The organism is Roseovarius bejariae (assembly GCF_009669325.1).
Classification (GTDB): Bacteria; Pseudomonadota; Alphaproteobacteria; order Rhodobacterales; family Rhodobacteraceae; genus Roseovarius; species Roseovarius bejariae.
The window spans coordinates 273,825-291,941 of the sequence record NZ_SZWE01000002.1 but is presented as its reverse complement, the minus strand read 5'-3'; the positions used below and the strand labels follow the sequence as shown (position 1 = coordinate 291,941).

The 18,117-nt window shown below is 62.3% G+C and carries 16 protein-coding genes; 8 read left to right on the top strand and 8 right to left on the bottom strand.

Features of this window, described 5'->3' with window-relative positions; translation table 11 throughout:
- Positions 1–52 precede the first annotated feature (52 nt).
- Positions 53–1,963, top strand: coding sequence for a monovalent cation:proton antiporter-2 (CPA2) family protein (locus FDP25_RS15460; protein ID WP_154154317.1), 1,911 nt, complete (start codon positions 53–55; stop codon positions 1,961–1,963).
- Positions 1,964–2,055: 92 nt separating this feature from the next.
- Here FDP25_RS15460 and cobT read toward each other — a convergent pair whose 3' ends face one another.
- Complete coding sequence (gene cobT / locus FDP25_RS15455) at positions 2,056–3,072, bottom strand: nicotinate-nucleotide--dimethylbenzimidazole phosphoribosyltransferase (protein ID WP_154155064.1); 1,017 nt, start codon at positions 3,070–3,072, stop codon at positions 2,056–2,058.
- Positions 3,073–3,152: 80 nt separating this feature from the next.
- On the opposite strand from cobT, the gene cobS reads away from it, so the two are divergent.
- Positions 3,153–3,908 (top strand): adenosylcobinamide-GDP ribazoletransferase, encoded by a 756-nt coding sequence (gene cobS / locus FDP25_RS15450; protein ID WP_154154314.1) that lies wholly within the window; start codon positions 3,153–3,155, stop codon positions 3,906–3,908.
- Positions 3,909–3,958: 50 nt separating this feature from the next.
- Here cobS and FDP25_RS15445 read toward each other — a convergent pair whose 3' ends face one another.
- The 5 genes from FDP25_RS15445 to FDP25_RS15425 all read right to left on the bottom strand — a co-directional run bounded on the left by FDP25_RS15445 (position 3,959) and on the right by FDP25_RS15425 (position 9,017).
- On the bottom strand, positions 3,959–4,468 hold the full coding sequence (locus tag FDP25_RS15445; RefSeq protein ID WP_154154311.1) for a CarD family transcriptional regulator: 510 nt from the start codon (positions 4,466–4,468) through the stop codon (positions 3,959–3,961).
- 292 nt (positions 4,469–4,760) lie between these two features.
- Complete coding sequence (gene fdxA, locus FDP25_RS15440) at positions 4,761–5,099, bottom strand: ferredoxin FdxA (RefSeq protein WP_154154307.1); 339 nt, start codon at positions 5,097–5,099, stop codon at positions 4,761–4,763.
- A 51-nt stretch (positions 5,100–5,150) separates the two neighbouring features.
- Complete coding sequence (locus tag FDP25_RS15435; RefSeq protein WP_154154304.1) at positions 5,151–5,534, bottom strand: RNA-binding S4 domain-containing protein; 384 nt, start codon at positions 5,532–5,534, stop codon at positions 5,151–5,153.
- A 9-nt stretch (positions 5,535–5,543) separates the two neighbouring features.
- Positions 5,544–8,378, bottom strand: coding sequence for a helicase-related protein (locus FDP25_RS15430; protein ID WP_154155062.1), 2,835 nt, complete (start codon positions 8,376–8,378; stop codon positions 5,544–5,546).
- Positions 8,379–8,405: 27 nt separating this feature from the next.
- Positions 8,406–9,017: a tetratricopeptide repeat protein gene (locus FDP25_RS15425; protein WP_246175943.1), complete on the bottom strand. Its 612-nt coding sequence runs from the start codon at positions 9,015–9,017 to the stop codon at positions 8,406–8,408.
- Between the two features lie 24 nt (positions 9,018–9,041).
- On the opposite strand from FDP25_RS15425, the gene FDP25_RS15420 reads away from it, so the two are divergent.
- Positions 9,042–9,329, top strand: coding sequence for an SCP2 sterol-binding domain-containing protein (locus FDP25_RS15420; RefSeq protein ID WP_154154301.1), 288 nt, complete (start codon positions 9,042–9,044; stop codon positions 9,327–9,329).
- Positions 9,329–10,318 (top strand): alpha/beta hydrolase, encoded by a 990-nt coding sequence (locus FDP25_RS15415; protein WP_154154298.1) that lies wholly within the window; start codon positions 9,329–9,331, stop codon positions 10,316–10,318. Before FDP25_RS15420 ends, FDP25_RS15415 begins: the two co-directional genes overlap by 1 nt.
- Here FDP25_RS15415 and FDP25_RS15410 read toward each other — a convergent pair.
- On the bottom strand, positions 10,272–11,102 hold the full coding sequence (locus FDP25_RS15410) for a fumarylacetoacetate hydrolase family protein (RefSeq protein ID WP_154154295.1): 831 nt from the start codon (positions 11,100–11,102) through the stop codon (positions 10,272–10,274). The genes FDP25_RS15415 and FDP25_RS15410 overlap by 47 nt on opposite strands.
- Before the next feature lie 101 nt (positions 11,103–11,203).
- Between FDP25_RS15410 and FDP25_RS15405 the strand changes: the two genes are divergently transcribed.
- The gene (locus FDP25_RS15405; protein WP_154155056.1) at positions 11,204–12,205 is read left to right on the top strand and encodes a ligase-associated DNA damage response exonuclease; all 1,002 of its coding nucleotides are present in this window, start codon (positions 11,204–11,206) and stop codon (positions 12,203–12,205) included.
- Complete coding sequence (locus FDP25_RS15400; RefSeq protein WP_154154292.1) at positions 12,202–13,794, top strand: ATP-dependent DNA ligase; 1,593 nt, start codon at positions 12,202–12,204, stop codon at positions 13,792–13,794. The genes FDP25_RS15405 and FDP25_RS15400 overlap by 4 nt, the downstream gene beginning before the upstream one ends.
- Here the strand turns inward: FDP25_RS15400 and FDP25_RS15395 are convergent.
- Positions 13,791–15,047 (bottom strand): M24 family metallopeptidase, encoded by a 1,257-nt coding sequence (locus tag FDP25_RS15395; RefSeq protein WP_154154289.1) that lies wholly within the window; start codon positions 15,045–15,047, stop codon positions 13,791–13,793. The genes FDP25_RS15400 and FDP25_RS15395 overlap by 4 nt on opposite strands.
- A 93-nt stretch (positions 15,048–15,140) precedes the next feature.
- Here FDP25_RS15395 and FDP25_RS15390 point away from each other — a divergent pair, with 93 nt between their 5' ends.
- Positions 15,141–16,019 (top strand): LysR family transcriptional regulator, encoded by an 879-nt coding sequence (locus tag FDP25_RS15390; RefSeq protein ID WP_154154287.1) that lies wholly within the window; start codon positions 15,141–15,143, stop codon positions 16,017–16,019.
- A 258-nt stretch (positions 16,020–16,277) separates the two neighbouring features.
- Positions 16,278–18,098, top strand: a complete 1,821-nt coding sequence (locus FDP25_RS15385) for a M3 family oligoendopeptidase (RefSeq protein ID WP_154154284.1) — start codon at positions 16,278–16,280, stop codon at positions 18,096–18,098.
- The last annotated feature ends 19 nt before the right edge of the window (positions 18,099–18,117 follow it).

Sequence of the window (18,117 nt, the reverse complement as noted above, 5' to 3'; positions counted from 1 at the left end):
CCATGCGCAGCTTGCCGCATACCCATAAGTATAGCAGCACCCGGAGATCCCCATGGAAGGCTTCCTGTTTCAAGCCTCGATCTACCTCGCCGCGGCGGTCATCGCCGTGCCCCTGGCCGCGCGCCTCGGGCTTGGCTCGGTGCTGGGGTATCTGGCGGCGGGTATCCTGATCGGTCCGATTCTCGGGCTCGTGGGTGGCCACGAAACTGCCGAGCTGCAACACTTCGCGGAATTCGGCGTCGTGATGATGCTGTTCCTCATCGGGCTGGAGCTTGAACCCCGCGCCCTGTGGGACATGCGCCACAGGCTTCTGGGCCTCGGCGGCTTGCAAATCACCCTCACCACGCTGGCCGTCATGATCGGGAGCATGGCCCTCGGGCAGCCGTGGTCGATCTCTCTGGCCATCGGACTGGTCTTTGCCCTGTCCTCGACCGCCATCGTCCTGCAAACCCTGTCGGAAAAGGGATTGATGCAAACCGGCGGCGGGCGCTCGGCCTTCTCGGTTCTGCTGACGCAGGACATCGCGGTAATCCCGATGCTGGCGCTGCTGCCGCTTCTGGCCCTGCCCAAACCGCCGGACATGGTGCTGTCCGACGCCCTCGACCGCATGGGCGATTCCGGGCTGGTCGGCGATCACGGCGTCCACAGCACCGCCGCCTCCTTTGTCCAGGGCTTGCCGGGCTGGGGCGTGACCTTGCTCACCCTCGGGGCCGTGGCCGCGATCATCCTGACGGGCATCTACCTGACCCGCCCGGTGTTCCGCTTCATCCACGCCGCACGATTGCGCGAGATGTATACCGCGCTGGCGCTGCTGATCGTGGTGGGCATCGCCTATGTGATGAACCTCGTGGGCCTCTCCCCGGCGCTCGGCGCCTTCCTTGCCGGTGTCGTGCTGGCCAACTCGGAATTCCGGCACGAGCTGGAAAGCGACATCGAACCCTTCAAGGGGCTGCTTCTGGGCCTGTTCTTCATCACCGTGGGCGCGGGCATCAACTTTGCCGTGCTTGCCCGCGATTTCTTTGCCGTGGTGGGGATTGCCCTTGCCGTGATCCTGATCAAGGGCGCGATCCTTTATTTCCTCGGTCGGGCCTTCGGCCTCAAGGGGCGGAACCTCTGGCTGTTCACCCTGTCACTGGCGCAGGCCGGCGAATTCGGTTTCGTGCTGATCAACTTCTCGGGTCAGCAGAACGTCATCCCCCCCGCGATGAACGAAATGCTGCTTCTGGTGGTGGCGCTCACCATGCTGATCACGCCGCTGCTCTTTATCCTCTACGACTGGCTCTCGGGCCAGATGGACGAGGTGACCGAGCAACAGGAACCCGACACGATCGACGATCAGGCGCCGGTGATCATCGCCGGGATCGGCCGTTTCGGGCAGATCGTCAACCGCCTCGTGCGCTCCTCGGGGTTCAATACCGTGGTGCTGGATCACGACCTCACCGCGATCCAGCGGATGCGCCGTTTCGGGGTCAAGGGCTTCTTCGGCGATCCCACCCGCCCCGAACTTCTGCATGCCGCCGGTCTGGGCGAGGCCAAGGTTCTGGTCGCCGCGCTGGACAGCCCCGAACAGATCACCAAGCTGGTGGCCTTCGCCCGCCGCGAACGCCCCGACCTGCACATCGTCGCCCGCGCCCGCGACCGGACCCATGTGTTCCGCCTCTACAAGGCCGGGGCCGACGACATCGTGCGCGAGGTCTTTGACAGCTCCCTGCGCGCCGGGCGCTACGTGCTGGAAAACATGGGGCTCAGCGAATTCGAGGCCGCCGAACTGGAACAGACCTTCTACAAGCACGACCGCCAGTCGGTCCGCGAACTGGCCGCCCTGTGGGACCCCAACATTCCCACGGTCGAGAATTCCGCCTATATCGCCCGCGCCAAGGACCTTGAGCGCGAGTTGCAGACCATGCTGCTGTCACAACTCGAAGAATCCGCGGAACTTGATCAGAAAGAGGCCGGGGAATAGGCGCCATTTTCGTACGACTCGTACGATCAGTCCGAGACCCTCGCCGGTTTTCGTACGAAACTCCGGGGGTGATCGTACGACTCGTACGAAAATCAGCCCTCGGAAACGCCTGCCTCGGCAAAGGTGGACATGCCCGAATGACAGGCCAAGGCCCCCTTGAGGATATTGATCGCCAAGCCCGCGCCCGAGCCTTCGCCAAGCCGCATATTCAAGGCCAAGAGAGGGTCTTTATCAAGCGATTTCAAAAGCTTGTCATGCGCGCCCTCGGCGCTCCGGTGTCCCGCAACGGCATGATCCAAAGCGCCCTTTTGCGCCTTCTCAAGGCAGGCAGCAGCCGCCGTGCAGATAAAACCGTCCAAAATCAATGGGATACGCAAAACCCGCGCCCGCACCATGGCCCCGGCCATCGCCGCAAGCTCCCGCCCGCCAAGACAGCGCAGAATCTCCAAGCCATCGGTTTTACAGGATGAATTCGCCTCGACAGCACGTGCCACGACCTCGGCCTTGTGGCGCAGGGCCTCCCCTTCGACCCCGGTCCCACGCCCGGTCCAATCACTGGCCTCCCCGCCAAAAAGCGCAAGGGCGATCGCCGAGGCCGCCGTCGTGTTGCCGATTCCCATTTCGCCGACGACCAATAAATCCGCTTTTGAATCAACGGCTTGCCAACCTGTTCTGAGTGCAGCGACAACCTCCTGCTCGCTCATCGCCGGGCCTTCGGTCATATCCGCCGTGGGCGTATCCAACTCCAGGGCATGCACATCCATGCGCGCCCCGGCCAGTTTCGCCAACTGGTTCACAGCCGCGCCCCCGGCTTCGAAATTGGCGACCATCTGTGCCGTCACATCCGCCGGAAAGGCCGAGACCCCCTGCGCCGTAACCCCATGATTTCCCGCGAAAATAATGACCTGCGGAGCGTCGATCATCGGTTGCGGATCGCCGCGCCAGCCGCAATACCACGCCGCCAGGTCTTCAAGCCGCCCCAAGGCGCCGGGCGGCTTCGTCAACTGCCCATCCCGCGCCTTCGCCGCCGTCACGGCCTTATCATCCGGCCCCGGAAGTCCTTGAAGTATCTCGGAAAATTCGCTCAGCGTGGTAAAGTCTTGGCGCATCGGTCCATCCATTGCATCCTGTCATGGCTTTATGTATCGCAGCCCTGCCCAAAGACGCAGCCGGAAAAGGCCCAAAGACGATGAAAAACGACCAAGCCCTTGTAAAGGCGTCGGATTTTCCGCTGGCCCTTGCGCTTCTCACCCGCCTTCCAGTGCATGTCAGCAGTTTCGAGCGCGGGGCCAAGGCCGCTTGGGCCTATCCCCTTGTCGGCCTCGTGACCGGCGGGCTGGCCGGTCTGGCGGGGCTTGGCGGGCTTTGGATGGGACTCGCCGCACCCCTTAGTGCATTGATTTCAATGGCTATTTTAACCATCACGACCGGTGCCATGCACGAGGACGGATTGGCCGACACCGCCGATGGCCTCTGGGGCGGCTGGGACCGCGCCCGCCGCCTTGAGATCATGAAAGACAGTTACATCGGCACCTATGGTGTGCTCGCACTATTCCTTTCGTTTTCAGGGCGTTGGGCGGCGATCTGGATGGTGTTCGAAGCATCCCCGGCCACGGCCCTGACCGCCCTCCTTGCCGCCCCCATGCTCTCGCGCGCAACCATGCCCGCCCTGATGGCCGCCCTGCCCCATGCCCGCGATCACGGACTTTCGCACAGCACCGGGCGCCCGACAGCGGCAACCGCCGCCCTGGGCATCGCTATCACTTTGATTCCAGGCCTTTTTCTTCTGGGTTGGCACCTCTTTGGCGCAGTCATCTGGGCCGTCCTGATGACCCTAGCGATGGGTCGCATCGCCCGTGCCAAGATCGGCGGCCAAACCGGCGACATCCTTGGAGCGGTACAGCAAGTGACTGAAATTGCGCTGCTTTTCTATCTCAGCATGTAAAAAGGCCGCGCCCTTGGGGCACGGCCTTTGACCCGAAGTTCGGGAAAATCTTATGCAGCGCGGGTGATCAGCACTTCATCCACCTTCTTGGCGGCGCTTACCTCGTCACCGCCCGAAACGGCGGCCACTTCGCGGGTCAAACGCTCAAGCGCGGCTTCGTAAAGCTGACGCTCGGAATAGCTTTGCTCACGCTGATCATCCGAACGGTGCAGGTCTCGCACCACCTCGGCAATCGCGATCAGGTCGCCGGAATTGATCTTTTGCTCATATTCCTGGGCCCGGCGCGACCACATGGCGCGCTTCACCTTGGCCTTACCCTTCAGCGTGGTCATCGCCTTGGAGACCACATCAGGGCTCGACAAGCCGCGCATCCCGATCTCGGTGGCCTTGTTTGTGGGCACCCGCAGGGTCATCTTGTCTTTTTCAAAAGAGATCACGAAGAGTTCCAGTTTGATCCCGGCAATCTCTTGCTCTTCGATCGACATGATCTGCCCCACGCCATGGGCGGGGTAAACAACAAAATCGTCTGGGCGAAACTCGGATTTCTTGGCTTTGCTCATTCAGGTCTTCCTCACAGGGTAAGCCTGTTCAATACGTCACACACTGCTTCCGGTGACCCCGAAAAACAGACATCAGGCGCAAAGAAAACCATTCCCAAGCGATGGCATGGGCAAATGGATATCAGGCAGGCATCTACATATGTAACGGATATATAACACAAAATGCCCCCATTCGGAAGTGGAGGCATTAAAATTTGATTTTTCAGACTTCTATTTCAAATACTTACAGAGCGATCTTAAAGTTCCATCAGGGGTGCATCCCCGTCAAAGGCTCGAATCACCCAGTTGAGGGTCAGCCACCCTCACCAGGTTTTTCCGAGAAGTACTTGTCGACCTTTCCAGTCTCGCCATCTCGCTCTTCCGCCTGCGGAAGCTGGTCTTTCTTGGTGATGATCACCGGCCACATCTCGGAATACTTGCGGTTGAATTCCACCCATTTTTCCATGTCCGGCTCGGTATCGGGGCGGATCGCATCGGCGGGGCATTCCGGCTCGCAGACACCGCAATCAATACATTCGTCGGGGTGGATCACCAGCATGTTCTCACCCTCGTAGAAGCAATCCACGGGGCACACCTCGACGCAATCGGTGTATTTGCACTCGATGCAGTTATCGATCACCACATAGGTCATTTCGGTCTCTCATTCTGGCGCGTTGTGCCTGACCTAATCCACAGGCGCGGATCAATCAAGCGTATCCGGGCGATTGAGATCGAGTTTGCGCCGATCCCGCTTGGTAGGGCGCCCTTTTCCCTCGTATTTGGGGGCGGGCGCAACACTGTCCTTGGGTTCGGGCGGCGGGCTGAGGTCTTCGTAAAGCGCCTGCGCCTCTGGCGCGGGGCCGCGCCGTTCGCCCACGTCCACAATCCTTACCACCCGCACCTGGCGCGCCTGCGCAAAGGTCAGAACATCGCCCGGCCCCACGCTATGGGCGGGCTTGGCCACCTTTTCGGAATTGACACGCACATGCCCCGCCGAGACCTGCTTGGCCGAGAGGCCGCGCGTTTTGAAAAAACGCGCGTACCAAAGCCATTTGTCCAGACGGATTTTCTCCGGCTGATCGGCCAAACCGGGCGCTTATCCCTTGTCCTTGAGGCCCATGAGGGCCGCGGCAAAGGGATTGTCCGGGTCGATCTTGTCTTTCTTCTGCGGCTTGGAGGAAAAGGTTTTCGGCCCCTGCTCGCGCTTGGGCTTGCCTTTGCCGGGCTTGCCGCGCGGCTTGTTGCCTGCGGGCTTTTCCCCCCGGGGCTTGCTACGGCCCTCGTTGCGCGCACGCCCGCCACGCCCGGCCCATGTGAAGGTATAGAACACCTCCACCTCGGGCTCGGAAGGCTCGGCCGCCGGGGCTTCGCCCGGAAGCGCCTCGGTTTCGCTGGCCTCCGGCACCTCCGCAGGCACTTCTGCCGCCTCCGGTGCCTCAACCGCCACTGGCGCTTCGCCTTCGTCGGGGATCGCCTCAACTTGATCTTCGGCTGTCGCCTCGGCCGCATCTTGGGCCTGCGCCGGAGCCTCTGCCATGGCCTGATCCACGGGCTTGACCTTTTCACGCTCGCCGCGCTCGGCCTTGTATCCGAGGCCCTGCATCAGGTCGGCGAATTGTTCCAGCGTCATGCCGGTGATCGACAGCATATCCGCCTTGGCCTCGAACCCACCCCGGCTGTCCTCGGCGCGCAGCATATCGGCCAGACGTTCCAGCATGTCGATCCGAATGGCCCGTTCGCCAGCCGCACGATAACCCGACATCGCGTGATAGCCGCGCGGATGCGCCGTACCGGACGGCACCGTCACCAGGCCCGGCGGCGGCGCTTCGGGGAATTCCTCCAGCCCTTGTGCCAGCGACCACAGCACCAGACGCAAGCGCGTCGGTGCGGGCTTCAGCAGCAAGGGCATGAAAATCGTGAACTGGCCAAAGCGTACACCATGCTTGCGCAGGGCACCGCGCGCGTCTTGATCCAGTGCCTTGACCTCATCGGCCACCTCACCGCGCGGGATGATCCCGAGGTTTTCCACCATGCGGAAACCGAATCCGCGCGCCAGACCGCTCAGTTCCTCGTCGCGTTGGATGTTCAACAGCGGCTCGAACAGGGTGGCCACCTTGCGGTCAATGAAATGCTGCAAGCGGCGCTGCACCTTTTGGGCCACGTCATCGCCCGCCGCTTCATCGACAAAGGCCTGCGCCTGCGGCTTCATCGGGTCGGCCCCGGACACCAGCTTGCCCACGGCCTGCTCGCCCCACATCAACCCGCCCTGCTCGGTAAAGTCGATCTCGGTATCGGGCGCGTTGTAAAACCGATCCGCTTTCAAATGGAATTGCGGCGCGAGCGCCTGCAAACTGGCCTGCGAGATGGCTTTCGCCTCCTGCCCCGCAGCCGCCTTATCCTGAATAAAGCGGAACCCTTCCAGACGCCCGACGAATTCGCCCTCGACCGTCACTTCACCTTTGTCGTTCACTTCGGCCACCATGGCCTCCTTCTGCTTGAGCCGGCGCAAGAGCACGGATGTGCGCCGGTCCACAAATCTCTGGGTCAAACGCTCGTGCAGCGCATCCGACAGGCGGTCTTCTACCGCGCGTGTCGCGCCACGCCAATGCATTTCGTCATCGACCCAACCCTTTCGTTGCGCAACATAGGTCCATGTGCGGATATAGGACAGGCGTTTCGACAATGTGTCGATGTCACCATCGGTCCGGTCGATGCGTTTTACCTGCCGCGCCAGCCAGTCGTCGGGCACCCGGCCCCTTTCGTGCAGATCTCTGTAAATGGTTTCCAATAGCCCGGCGTGTTCGGCGTGGCTGATGCCGCGAAAATCGGGGATTCGGCAGACATCCCACAGCAGGCGCACCGATGGCCCGTCACTGGCCCTTGCCCGCACCTCCGATTGCTCGGCCAAGGTCCGCAGCGCCCGCAGGTCATCGGCCTCCCGCGCCCTCACCAGCCACTCGCCCTCGGGCTTGGCCTCAAGCGAGGCAATCAGTGCGTCCACCTGCCCGAAGGACAGCTTGGGATTGCGCCACTCCAGCTTGCGAATGGGGGCAAAGCGGTGGTCCATAATCGCCTGCGCCACCTCGTCAGGCAGTTCCGGCGCCTCGCCCGTCACGCCGAATGTGCCGTGGCTCATCCCCCGACCCGCACGCCCCGCGATCTGGGCCAGTTCATTGGGCGCAAGTGCCCGCATCCGACGCCCGTCGAATTTCGACAGCGAGGAAAACGCCACATGGTCGATGTCCAGATTAAGGCCCATCCCGATGGCATCGGTCGCCACGAGGTAATCGACATCCCCGTTTTGATAAAGATCCACCTGCGCATTGCGTGTACGCGGTGAAAGCGCCCCCATGACCACCGCTGCACCGCCCTTTTGGCGGCGCAACAGCTCGGCTATGGAATATACATTATCAACCGAAAAACCGACGATGGCGCTTCGAGGCGGCATTTTACTTATCTTTTTCGAACCTGCGTAGGAAAGTTGCGACATCCGCTCGCGGCTCAGGAATTCCACCCCGGGCACCAGTGCCGCAATTGCCCCGCGCATGGTGTGGCTGCCCAGGAATTGCGTTTCCCGCAAGCCCCGCGCCCGCAACAGCCGGTCGGTAAAGACATGCCCACGCTCGGGGTCGGCACACAACTGAATTTCGTCGATCGCCACGAAATCGGCACCCAGCCCTTCGGGCATCGCCTCGACGGTGCAAACCCAGAATTGCGCCCGCTCGGGCACGATCCGCTCTTCCCCGGTGACCAAGGCCACCACTGAAGGCCCGCGGACCGCGACAATCCGGTCATACACCTCGCGCGCCAGAAGGCGCAGCGGAAGGCCGATCACCCCCGTGCGATAGCCCAGCATCCGCTCGATCGCGAAATGCGTCTTCCCGGTATTGGTGGGGCCCAGAACCGCCAGGGTTCTGGATTGCGCGGCCATGGACATCGGGGCCTACTCCCTCGGTTCTCAGAGATCCGCGCCGCCAACTTCGCGGGCCACACGCTCCAACGCCTTGGTTACGTCCTCGGAATGCGGATGTATAGACGCCGCGCGCAAGAAGGCCTCTTGCGCCAGATCGGGATACCCCACCTCGTCCAGCACCGACCCCAGACTATACATCGCGTTGAAGTTATGCGGGTTGAGGGCCAAGGCGCGCGACAGATCCTCAATCGCCGGGCCGTACCGCTCGGAGTTGGCAAGGGCAATGGCACGCAGGTGCCAGCCTTCGGCAAATTCCGGCGCATGATCGGTCAAGGCGGTCAGATGTTCGATGGCCGCCCGCGAATCACCGGCTTCAAGCGCCTCGCGGCCACGCTTGAGCAACAGGTCCATCGCAGGAGAACCGGTTTTCGACCACTCGTGCTCGATCTCGCGGGCCAGACGGCGGGCCTCTTTCGGTTCCGCCTCCGGCAATTTCTGTAACATTTCCATGGCACGGTCACTGTTCTCCGCACCCACAGGTAGGGAAAACGCGACTACCAGCCAAAGTGCCGCCACGATACGGTTGAGAAAGCGGTATCCTATGCCCATAGAGTAAGAATGTAGCGAACTGGCCGCCGAGTCAAAGACCCGGGCCATCAATTATTTCGGAGGAGTACCGCCATGAGCGAAGTCATCAACAGCGCCGTTGCCGCCCTGAACGACAAAATGTCGGGCGGATTCGACGGCACCGCCAAATTCATGATCGAAGGCGAGGGCGCCATCATGATCGACGGCGACGGCGCGCGCGCCGCTGACGACGAAGCGGATGTCACCCTCACCGCGGATGCCGAGACATTCCAATCCATTCTCGAAGGCGATCTCGACCCGACGGCGGCCTTCATGTCCGGCAAACTGGCCGTGGATGGCGATATGGGCATGGCCATGAAACTGGGCAGCGTTCTGGGCTGATGGATCGCGCGCCGTTCTATTCCGACGTGGCCGACGGGCCCGAGGGCGGCCGCGCCTTTTGGCTGCGGACGACGGATGGAGTGCGCATTCGTATCGGTCTCTGGACACCTGCCGATGCGATAAAGGGCACCGTCCTGCTGTTTCCGGGCCGAACGGAATATATCGAGAAATACGGCCGTGCCGCCGCGGATTTCGCGCGGCGCGGCTATGCCACGCTGGCCGTGGATTGGCGCGGACAGGGGCTGTCTGACCGCTTGCTCGACGATGCCATGTCGGGCCATGTTCAGCTTTTCGATGACTACCAAAACGATGTCGAGGCCGTTGTCGCGGCGCTTGATGCACTTGACCTGCCAAGGCCCCTGCACCTTCTGGGCCACTCCATGGGCGGCTGTATCGGGCTGCGCGCCGCGATGAACGGCTTGCCGGTGGCCTCCTGTGGCTTCTCCGGCCCGATGTGGGGGATTCACATTTCCACACCAATGCGGCCGGTGGCGTGGTCGCTCAGTTGGGGCAGCCGGCAAATGGGCTTGAGCCATCTTTACGCCCCCGGCACCAAATCCAACACCTATGTTCTGGCTGAACCCTTCGAGAGCAACAAGCTCACCTGCGATCAGGATATGTATGACTATATGATCACGCAGGCCAAGGCTCACCCGGAACTGACCATCGGCGGCCCCAGCCTCCGCTGGCTGCACGAAGCCCTGCGCGAAACCTTCGACTTGTCGCGCCAACCCTCGCCCGACTTGCCCTGCCTGACGCTATTGGGCACCGAGGAGGATATCGTCGACATCCCACGCATCCGCACCCGCATGGCCGCATGGCCGGATGGTCGCCTCGAAGAACTCGAAGGCGGGCGGCACGAGGTGCTGATGGACACCGCCACCATGCGCAAACGCGCCTTCGATTTGCTGGCGGCACATTACGATACCGCCAGCAATCGCCTTACTGGTCCCGCGTCACGGAAAGGCGCTGCCGCCCAAGGCGGCTGATTTCCAGATCCATCACATCGCCATCCTTCAGGTAGCGGGGCGGGGTCATCCCCATCCCGACGCCCGGCGGCGTGCCCGTGGCGATCACATCGCCCGGCTGAAGGCTCATCACTTCGCTCAGATGTGCAATGATCTGCGCCACGGTGAAATTCATCGTGGCGGTATTGCCGGTCTGCATCCGTTCGCCGTTCACCTCCAGAGACAGGTCCAGGTTTTGCGGATCGCCCACCTCGTCAGGCGTCACCAGCCATGGTCCCACCGGCCCGAAGGTGTCGCAGCTTTTGCCCTTGGTCCATTGGCCCGACATCTTGGCCTGAAAGTGCCGTTCCGAGACATCGTTGACGATGCAATAGCCCGCCACATGGTCCAAAGCCTCGGCTTCGGTGACATATTTGACAGGCTTGCCGATCACCACGCCAAGTTCCACCTCCCAATCGGTCTCCTCGGATCCGCGCGGCATCCGCACCGTGTCATAGGCCCCGATGATCGACGAGGTCGCCTTCATGAAAACCACCGGATGGGTGGGCAGCTCCATGTTCATCTCGGCGGCATGGTCGGTGTAGTTGAGGCCAATCGCCACCAGCTTGCCGATATTTCCCACCGGCGGGCCAAGCCGCGGCTCCCCTTCGACCAGCGGCAAGCCCTCTGGATCGACACTCGGCAGTTTGCCCAGAATCGGCCCCGCCAGATCGGGCACCACGCCCGACAGGTCGCGCAGGCGCCCTTCGTTGTCGATCATCCCGGGTTTTTCCTGCCCCGGTTCTCCGTAGCGTACGAATTTCATCTCTGTCCCCTGTCCGGCATTGGAATTGGGCGCAGGATAACCGCAGGCCTAGGTAGTGCAAGGGGCTGGCATCTATTGTGCTTGGCCCTATCCTTTTGCGCATGGTTCTGGAGTTCAAACCCCAAGGCATCTACTGCCCCGCCGGTGATTTTTTCATCGACCCCTGGAAACCCGTCGGTCGTGCGTTGATCACCCATGGCCACGCCGATCACGCCCGCCCCGGTCATGCGCGATACCTTGCCACTTATGCCGCAGGCCCGGTCATGCGCCATCGGCTGGGCGAGATCACCTTGGAGGGTGTGAACTACGGCGAGGCCCGTCGCATCGGCGATGCAACCGTGTCCTTCCACCCTGCAGGCCACGTCCCCGGCTCGGCGCAAATCCGGGTGGAGGTTGCGGGCGAGGTCTGGGTCGTATCGGGCGACTACAAAACCGCGCCTGACCGTTTGTGCGAAGCTTTTGAGCCGGTGAAATGCCACAGCTTCATCACCGAATGCACCTTTGGCCTGCCGGTCTTTACTTGGCCTTCAGATGAGCAGATCGCGCAAGAGATCAACACCTGGTGGGCCACCAACGCCGCCAACGGGCGCTTCTCCCTTCTCGGCGCCTACTCCCTTGGTAAGGCCCAGCGCGTGCTTTCGCTGCTCGACCCCTCCATTGGCCCGGTCCTCACCCATGGCGCGGTCGAAAACACCAACGCCGTGCTGCGCGCCCAGGGGCTCCCCCTTCCCGAGACGATCCATGTCACGCCCGATCTCAAGGCCAGGGATCATCCCGGGGCATTGATCGTGGCCCCACCCGGCGCGCTTGGCTCCACTTGGGCGCGCCGTTTCCGCCCCGCCTCCACCGGTTTTGCCAGTGGATGGATGCGCCTGCGCGGGGTGCGCCGCCGCCGCGCCGCGGACCGGGGGTTTGTCATCTCGGACCACGCCGATTGGCCCGCGTTGAACGAGGCGATCAAAGCCACCGGCGCAGAAAACATATATGCCACCCACGGTTATACCGAGATATTCGCCCACTGGCTCACCTCCCAAGGCTACAACGCCCAAGTGGTCCCCACCGAGTTCACCGGCGACACTCTGGAAGAAGGGGCCGGGGCATGAAAGACTTCACCGCGCTTTACACCACCATCGACCAAACCACGAAGACCAGCGCCAAGGTGAGCACACTGGCGCGCTACTTTGACACCGCACCGGAGGAGGACAAACTCTGGACGATCGCGCTTTTCTCCGGCCGCCGACCGCGCCGCGCCATCACCACCACCCGCCTGCGCGAATGGGCGGCGGAACGCGCGGGTATCCCGCTGTGGCTGTTCGAGGAAAGCTACCCCATCGTCGGCGATCTGGCGGAAACCATCGCCCTTGTCCTGCCCCCGGCCGAGGCCGGCCACAGCGACAGCCTCACCGCGTGGATCACCCGCTTGCGCGCTCTTGATAAAGCCGAGGAGGACAGCCGCAAAACCGCCGTTCTCGACGCGTGGAACCGGATGGAGGCGAGTGAGCGCATGGTCTTCAACAAGCTGCTCACCGGCGGCTTTCGCGTCGGGGTCAGCCGAAAATTGATGACCCGCGCCTTGGCGCAGTCCACCGGGCAGGATGAGGCCGAATTGGCCCACCGCCTGATGGGCGACTGGACGCCGGAAACCACCACATGGTCCGCCCTGATCGAGGCCCCGGATACCGGCGCGCAGGCCTCCCGCCCCTACCCCTTCTGCCTTGCCTACGGGCTTGAAGACGCCCCCGACACCTTGGGTGACCCCGCCGATTGGCTGGCCGAATGGAAATGGGATGGCATCCGCGGCCAAGTCATCCTTCGCGACAGCCAACACTTCATCTGGTCCCGCGGCGAAGAATTGATGACTGACCGCTTTCCAGACCTCGCCCCGCTCATCGATTTCCTCCCGCAAGGCACCGTTCTGGATGGCGAGCTGGTGGCATGGGACGGCAAAGCCCCCATGCCCTTCAACGCCCTGCAAAAACGCATCGGGCGCAAGACCGTCCCGAAAAAATTGCTGAACGAGGCCCCGGTCATCCTATTGGCCTATGACCTTCTGGAAGACGCAGGCCAAGACCTGCGGCAAATACCCTTCACCACTCGCCGCGCGCGGCTTGATGCACTCTTGTCTGACATCCCGGACGACGCGCCGATCCGCCCCTCTCCCCCCATCGCTTTTGAGACATGGGACGACCTTGCCCAAACCCGCGCCGAAGCCCGCGACCACCGCGCCGAGGGCCTTATGCTCAAACGCTTGGACAGCCCCTATCACACGGGACGCAAAAAGGGGGACTGGTGGAAATGGAAGCTCGACCCATTAACCATCGACGCGGTGATGATCTATGCGCAGGCAGGCCACGGGCGTCGCGCCAATCTCTTCACCGATTTCACTTTCGCGGTGCGTCACGGCAACGATCTGGTGCCCTTCACCAAGGCCTATTCCGGCCTCACCGATGCCGAGTTCCGCAAGATCACCGCATGGGTGCGCAAAAACACCCAACAACGCTTTGGCCCCGTGCGGCAAGTCACCCCCGAACATGTGTTCGAGATTGCGTTTGAGGGCATCCACGAAAGCCCGCGCCACAAATCCGGCGTGGCCCTCCGCTTTCCCCGCATGAAACGCTGGCGGCACGACAAACCCGTGGACGAGGCCAACACCCTCGACGACTTGCACCAGATGCTGGCGCAATACGGTTAGCGCAGCAAATCCTCCTCGAACGGAAAGCGCGAGAGAACCTCCATCCCGGTCTCGGTCATCAGAACCTGTTGTTCCAGCTTCACCCCTTCGGCGGCCCCATCCGCGCCGATATAGCTTTCCACGCAAAGTGTCATGCCCGGCTCGATCACCCCGTCATAACCTGCATCGGGAAAGTCGCCGTGATGGTAAAGATAAGGGTACTCCCCCGTCATCCCGCAGCCATGCGCCGACAGGTAATAGCGGTTGGCATAGTATTTCTCGGGAATGTCCCAAGCCGCATCGGCATAGTCGCGAAACGTCATGCCGGGGCGCAAGATCCCCATGTTGTGATGCACCTGCTCATAGGCCACCTTGTAAAGCTCGCGCTGCGTGGCGGTGGGTTTCCCCGGGCCCGAATGGAAGGTGCGGGAAAAATCCGAGTAATAGCCGTGGCAACCCACCACGTCCGTGTCCAGCGCGATCAATTCGTTTTCGCCGATCACGTTGTCGGTGGTTTCCTGAAACCAAGGGTTCGTCCGCTCGCCCGCGTTCAACAGGCGGGTTTCCACGTAATCGCCATTCTGCGCGATGACCGATTGATGCAGCACCGACCACAACTCGGCCTCGGTCAAACCGGGCCGGATGGCAGCGCGCAGCTTGGCCACGCCGATTTCAGTGGCCCGAAGCGAGGCATTGACGCATTTCATCTCCTCCACCGATTTGATGGCCCGCGCCATTTCCACCGGCTCCTGCGCATCCACGATCCGCAAGCCCTGATCCCGCAGGGCAATGGCCGTGCCTGCGTTCAACCGCTCAAGGCCCAAGGTCGCCCCCTTGCCCACAAGACTGTGGATCAAATCGGCCATTTCCGCGGCCCATGCCTTTTCCCGCGCGGCAATGTCCGGCCCCGCGGCCACGAAACTTGCCGTGCGCGCGGCGCGCACCTCGTCGATGGTCTCCAACCCGTCAGCCAGATGCGCACACCCGGTGAATTCGAACAGGATCGACCGATCCGCCGTCAAAAGCAGGTACCGCGACGGTGCATTGCGCTGGCTGAACACCTGCATATTGCGCGCGCCGGTGGCATAGCGGATGTTCACCGGGTCCGACAGGATCACCGCCGCAATATCACGCTTCACCATCTCCGCCCGCACCCGGCCAAGCCGATAGGCCCGCACCGCGACAAGGTCGATACCCTCATCCTCGGGTGACCGATCAAGCTGTGCCAAAGCCGCAAGGTCAGTGCGTTCCGCGTGCCAATCCAATTCCGCCATGACTGCCTCCTCCTGAAAGTCCCAGATGACTTAAACAATGCCCTGCCATCAGAAAACACTGGAAATTTTCAGGCATTTCGATAACCAAAAGGAATGATTCTTGATCGACGCAATCTGCCCCCACTCGAAGCCCTCGTGTTCTTCGATGCCGTGATGAAGCATGGCGGCTTCTCTGCCGCCGCCCCGGACCTCATGGTCTCACAGGCCGCCGTCAGCAAACGTATCCGACAGCTTGAAGACTGGCTCGGAACGTCGCTTTTCGATCGTGGCGCGCGCCATGCCGCGCCCACCGAAACCGCCCGGCGCCTTGAAGAGCCGGTCAGGCTGGCGCTGGATTACCTCATGTCCTCGCTCGACAACGCCCGCGCCCCGGATGGTGGCACATTGCGCATCGCCGCCAACGGGGCGGTGTCGATGTTCTGGCTCTATCCCCGGCTTCAGGCCTTCGCCACCAGTGCGGATGCCTGCAATGTCTCGGTCCTCACGGCCGATGAACCGGATGCCCTCAACGCCGAAACCCTTGATCTGGCGGTGTACTACGGCGAACATCCGCCGCGCGGCTGGACAGGCACGCCGCTGTTTGGCGAAACCCTCGTCCCCGCCGCTGCTCCGCGTATCACCGCCATGCTGGCAGATACCCCCGACCTGCCGCTGCTGGACTATCCGCGCCTTGCTCCGAATTGGATCAACTGGGATCTCTGGCTCACCCGTAAACCCGGGGCCACGGTCAAGGACAGGCCACGTGAGACCTGCCGCAGCTACGGCCATGCCATCGGCCGCGCCTTGGCCGGGGAAGGCATCGCATTGGCCAGCCTGCCGATGCTCGACGCCTTGGTCGAAGCGGGCAAGCTGGCCCCGGTCGGGCCCGACGCCCTGACCACCGCGCGGCAGTATTGGCTGATCCAACCCCGCAACGCGCCCCTGTCCCAACAGGGTGCACGCCTACAAGACGCCCTGCACGGCACGCCCTGATGACCCGGCCATGCGCCATCCGTACGAAACGCGTGTACAAAACGTACGAAACGCGGCGCACGCCCTGTTAAATCCGGGGGGTGCGGGAAAAAATACCGACGCGATACCGCACAAATACCGACGCGATGCAGCCAAGGATTTTTCTTGTTAACCAAGGTCTTACCCCCGATTCGCCGCATTCTCCCCACTGCCCGCTTGAGCCCGCCGCCCGCGCCGCCTATGTCTGACGGAACAGATGACACCACAGGAGAGATACGCATGATCCCCCGTCCCCAGCCCACATTCGATGCCAACGCCAACGCCGGAGGCGACAATCTGGGCAACCTGCCGGAATGGGACCTGAGCGATCTCTACCCCGCCCCCGACGCCCCGGAACTGCAAAAAGACCTTGATTGGCTGGCTGGCGCCTGCGCCGATTTTGCCAAGGATTACCAGGGGAAGCTGGCCGATCTTGATGCGGCTGGCCTGCTGGAATGCATCGAACGCGACGAGGCAATTTCAAACGTCGCCGGGCGCATCATGTCCTACGCGGGCCTGCGCTATCACCAGAACACCACCGATGGCGAGCGCGCCAAGTTCCTGTCCGACTGCCAGGAAAAGATCACCAACATGACCACGCCCCTGGTCTTCTTCACGCTGGAACTCAACCGCCTCGATGAAGACAGCCTCAAAGCCATGTACAAGGCCAACGAAGGGCTGGCCCGATACGCCCCCGTCCTGCGCCGAATCCGGGCGATGAAACCCTATCAACTCTCTGACGAGCTTGAGAAATTCCTGCATGACATGGGTGTCGTCGGCGACGCATGGGAGCGGCTTTTCGATGAAACCATCGCCGGCCTCACCTTCACCGTGAACGGCGAGGAGATGGGCATCGAATCCACCCTCAACCTGCTCACCGAACAAGACCGCGATCAGCGCGAAGCCGCCGCCCGCGAACTGGCCCGCGTCTTTGGCCAGAACATCCGCACCTTCGCCCGTGTCCACAACACCTCCGCCAAGGAGAAAGAGGTGGTAGACCGCTGGCGCGGCATGCCCACACCGCAAACTGGCCGGCACCTTTCGAACGACGTGGAACCCAAAGTGGTCGAGGCCCTGCGCAATGCCGTGGTCGAGGCCTACCCCAAGCTGTCGCACCGCTATTACGAGCTGAAGCGCAAATGGCTGGGCCTTGACCGCATGCAGGTCTGGGACCGCAACGCGCCCCTGCCCATCGAAGACAAGAAAGTGGTCGATTGGGACAGCGCCCGCGACATCGTGATGGAGGCCTATTCGGCCTTTGATCCGCGCATGGGTGAGCTGGCCGCGCCTTTCTTTTCAAAGGGTTGGATCGACGCGGGCGTGAAACCCGGCAAGGCGCCCGGCGCCTTCGCCCATCCCACGGTGACCAACGTCCACCCCTACGTGATGCTGAACTACCTGGGCAAACCGCGCGACGTGATGACCCTTGCGCATGAACTTGGTCACGGCGTGCACCAAGTGCTGGCCGCCGATCAGGGCGAACTGCTCTCGTCCACCCCGCTGACGCTTGCCGAAACCGCGTCCGTGTTCGGCGAAATGCTCACCTTCCGCAAGATGCTGGACAAGGCCGCGAACGACACCGAACGCAAGGTACTTCTGGCCGGCAAGGTCGAGGATATGATCAACACGGTCGTCCGCCAGATTGCGTTCTACGACTTCGAATGCAAGCTGCACGAGGCGCGCCGCGGCGGGGAACTCACCCCCGATGACATCAACGCCCTGTGGATGTCGGTGCAGGCCGAAAGCCTTGGACCGGCCTTTGATTTCATGGACGGGTACGAGACCTTCTGGGCCTATATCCCGCATTTCGTCCATTCGCCCTTCTATGTCTATGCCTATGCCTTCGGCGACGGCCTCGTGAACGCGCTCTATGCCGTCTACGAGGAAAACCCCGAGGGTTTCCAGGACAAGTATTTCGAGATGCTCAAGGCGGGCGGCTCCATGCACCATTCCGAGCTTCTGGCCCCCTTCGGCCTCGATGCCAGCGACCCGGCCTTCTGGGACAAGGGGTTGAGCATGATCTCGCGGCTGATCGACGAGTTGGAGGCGATGGAGGGCTAAACCCCGCCTCGTCGTGCAA

What these genes read in the sequence shown, in the direction of transcription:
- FDP25_RS15430 (WP_154155062.1), bottom strand. Translation starts at nt 8,378, where the DNA reads ATGGCCGCGCAATCCAGAACCCTGGCGGTTCTGGGCCCCACCAATACC.
- FDP25_RS15395 (WP_154154289.1), bottom strand. Translation starts at nt 15,047, where the DNA reads ATGGCGGAATTGGATTGGCACGCGGAACGCACTGACCTTGCGGCTTTG.
- cobT (WP_154155064.1), bottom strand. Translation starts at nt 3,072, where the DNA reads ATGCGCCAAGACTTTACCACGCTGAGCGAATTTTCCGAGATACTTCAA.
- FDP25_RS15445 (WP_154154311.1), bottom strand. Translation starts at nt 4,468, where the DNA reads ATGAGCAAAGCCAAGAAATCCGAGTTTCGCCCAGACGATTTTGTTGTT.
- FDP25_RS15385 (WP_154154284.1), top strand. Translation starts at nt 16,278, where the DNA reads ATGATCCCCCGTCCCCAGCCCACATTCGATGCCAACGCCAACGCCGGA.
- FDP25_RS15425 (WP_246175943.1), bottom strand. Translation starts at nt 9,017, where the DNA reads ATGGCCCGGGTCTTTGACTCGGCGGCCAGTTCGCTACATTCTTACTCT.
- FDP25_RS15415 (WP_154154298.1), top strand. Translation starts at nt 9,329, where the DNA reads ATGGATCGCGCGCCGTTCTATTCCGACGTGGCCGACGGGCCCGAGGGC.
- FDP25_RS15400 (WP_154154292.1), top strand. Translation starts at nt 12,202, where the DNA reads ATGAAAGACTTCACCGCGCTTTACACCACCATCGACCAAACCACGAAG.
- FDP25_RS15405 (WP_154155056.1), top strand. Translation starts at nt 11,204, where the DNA reads ATGGTTCTGGAGTTCAAACCCCAAGGCATCTACTGCCCCGCCGGTGAT.
- FDP25_RS15390 (WP_154154287.1), top strand. Translation starts at nt 15,141, where the DNA reads ATGATTCTTGATCGACGCAATCTGCCCCCACTCGAAGCCCTCGTGTTC.
- FDP25_RS15420 (WP_154154301.1), top strand. Translation starts at nt 9,042, where the DNA reads ATGAGCGAAGTCATCAACAGCGCCGTTGCCGCCCTGAACGACAAAATG.
- cobS (WP_154154314.1), top strand. Translation starts at nt 3,153, where the DNA reads ATGAAAAACGACCAAGCCCTTGTAAAGGCGTCGGATTTTCCGCTGGCC.
- FDP25_RS15460 (WP_154154317.1), top strand. Translation starts at nt 53, where the DNA reads ATGGAAGGCTTCCTGTTTCAAGCCTCGATCTACCTCGCCGCGGCGGTC.
- FDP25_RS15410 (WP_154154295.1), bottom strand. Translation starts at nt 11,102, where the DNA reads ATGAAATTCGTACGCTACGGAGAACCGGGGCAGGAAAAACCCGGGATG.
- fdxA (WP_154154307.1), bottom strand. Translation starts at nt 5,099, where the DNA reads ATGACCTATGTGGTGATCGATAACTGCATCGAGTGCAAATACACCGAT.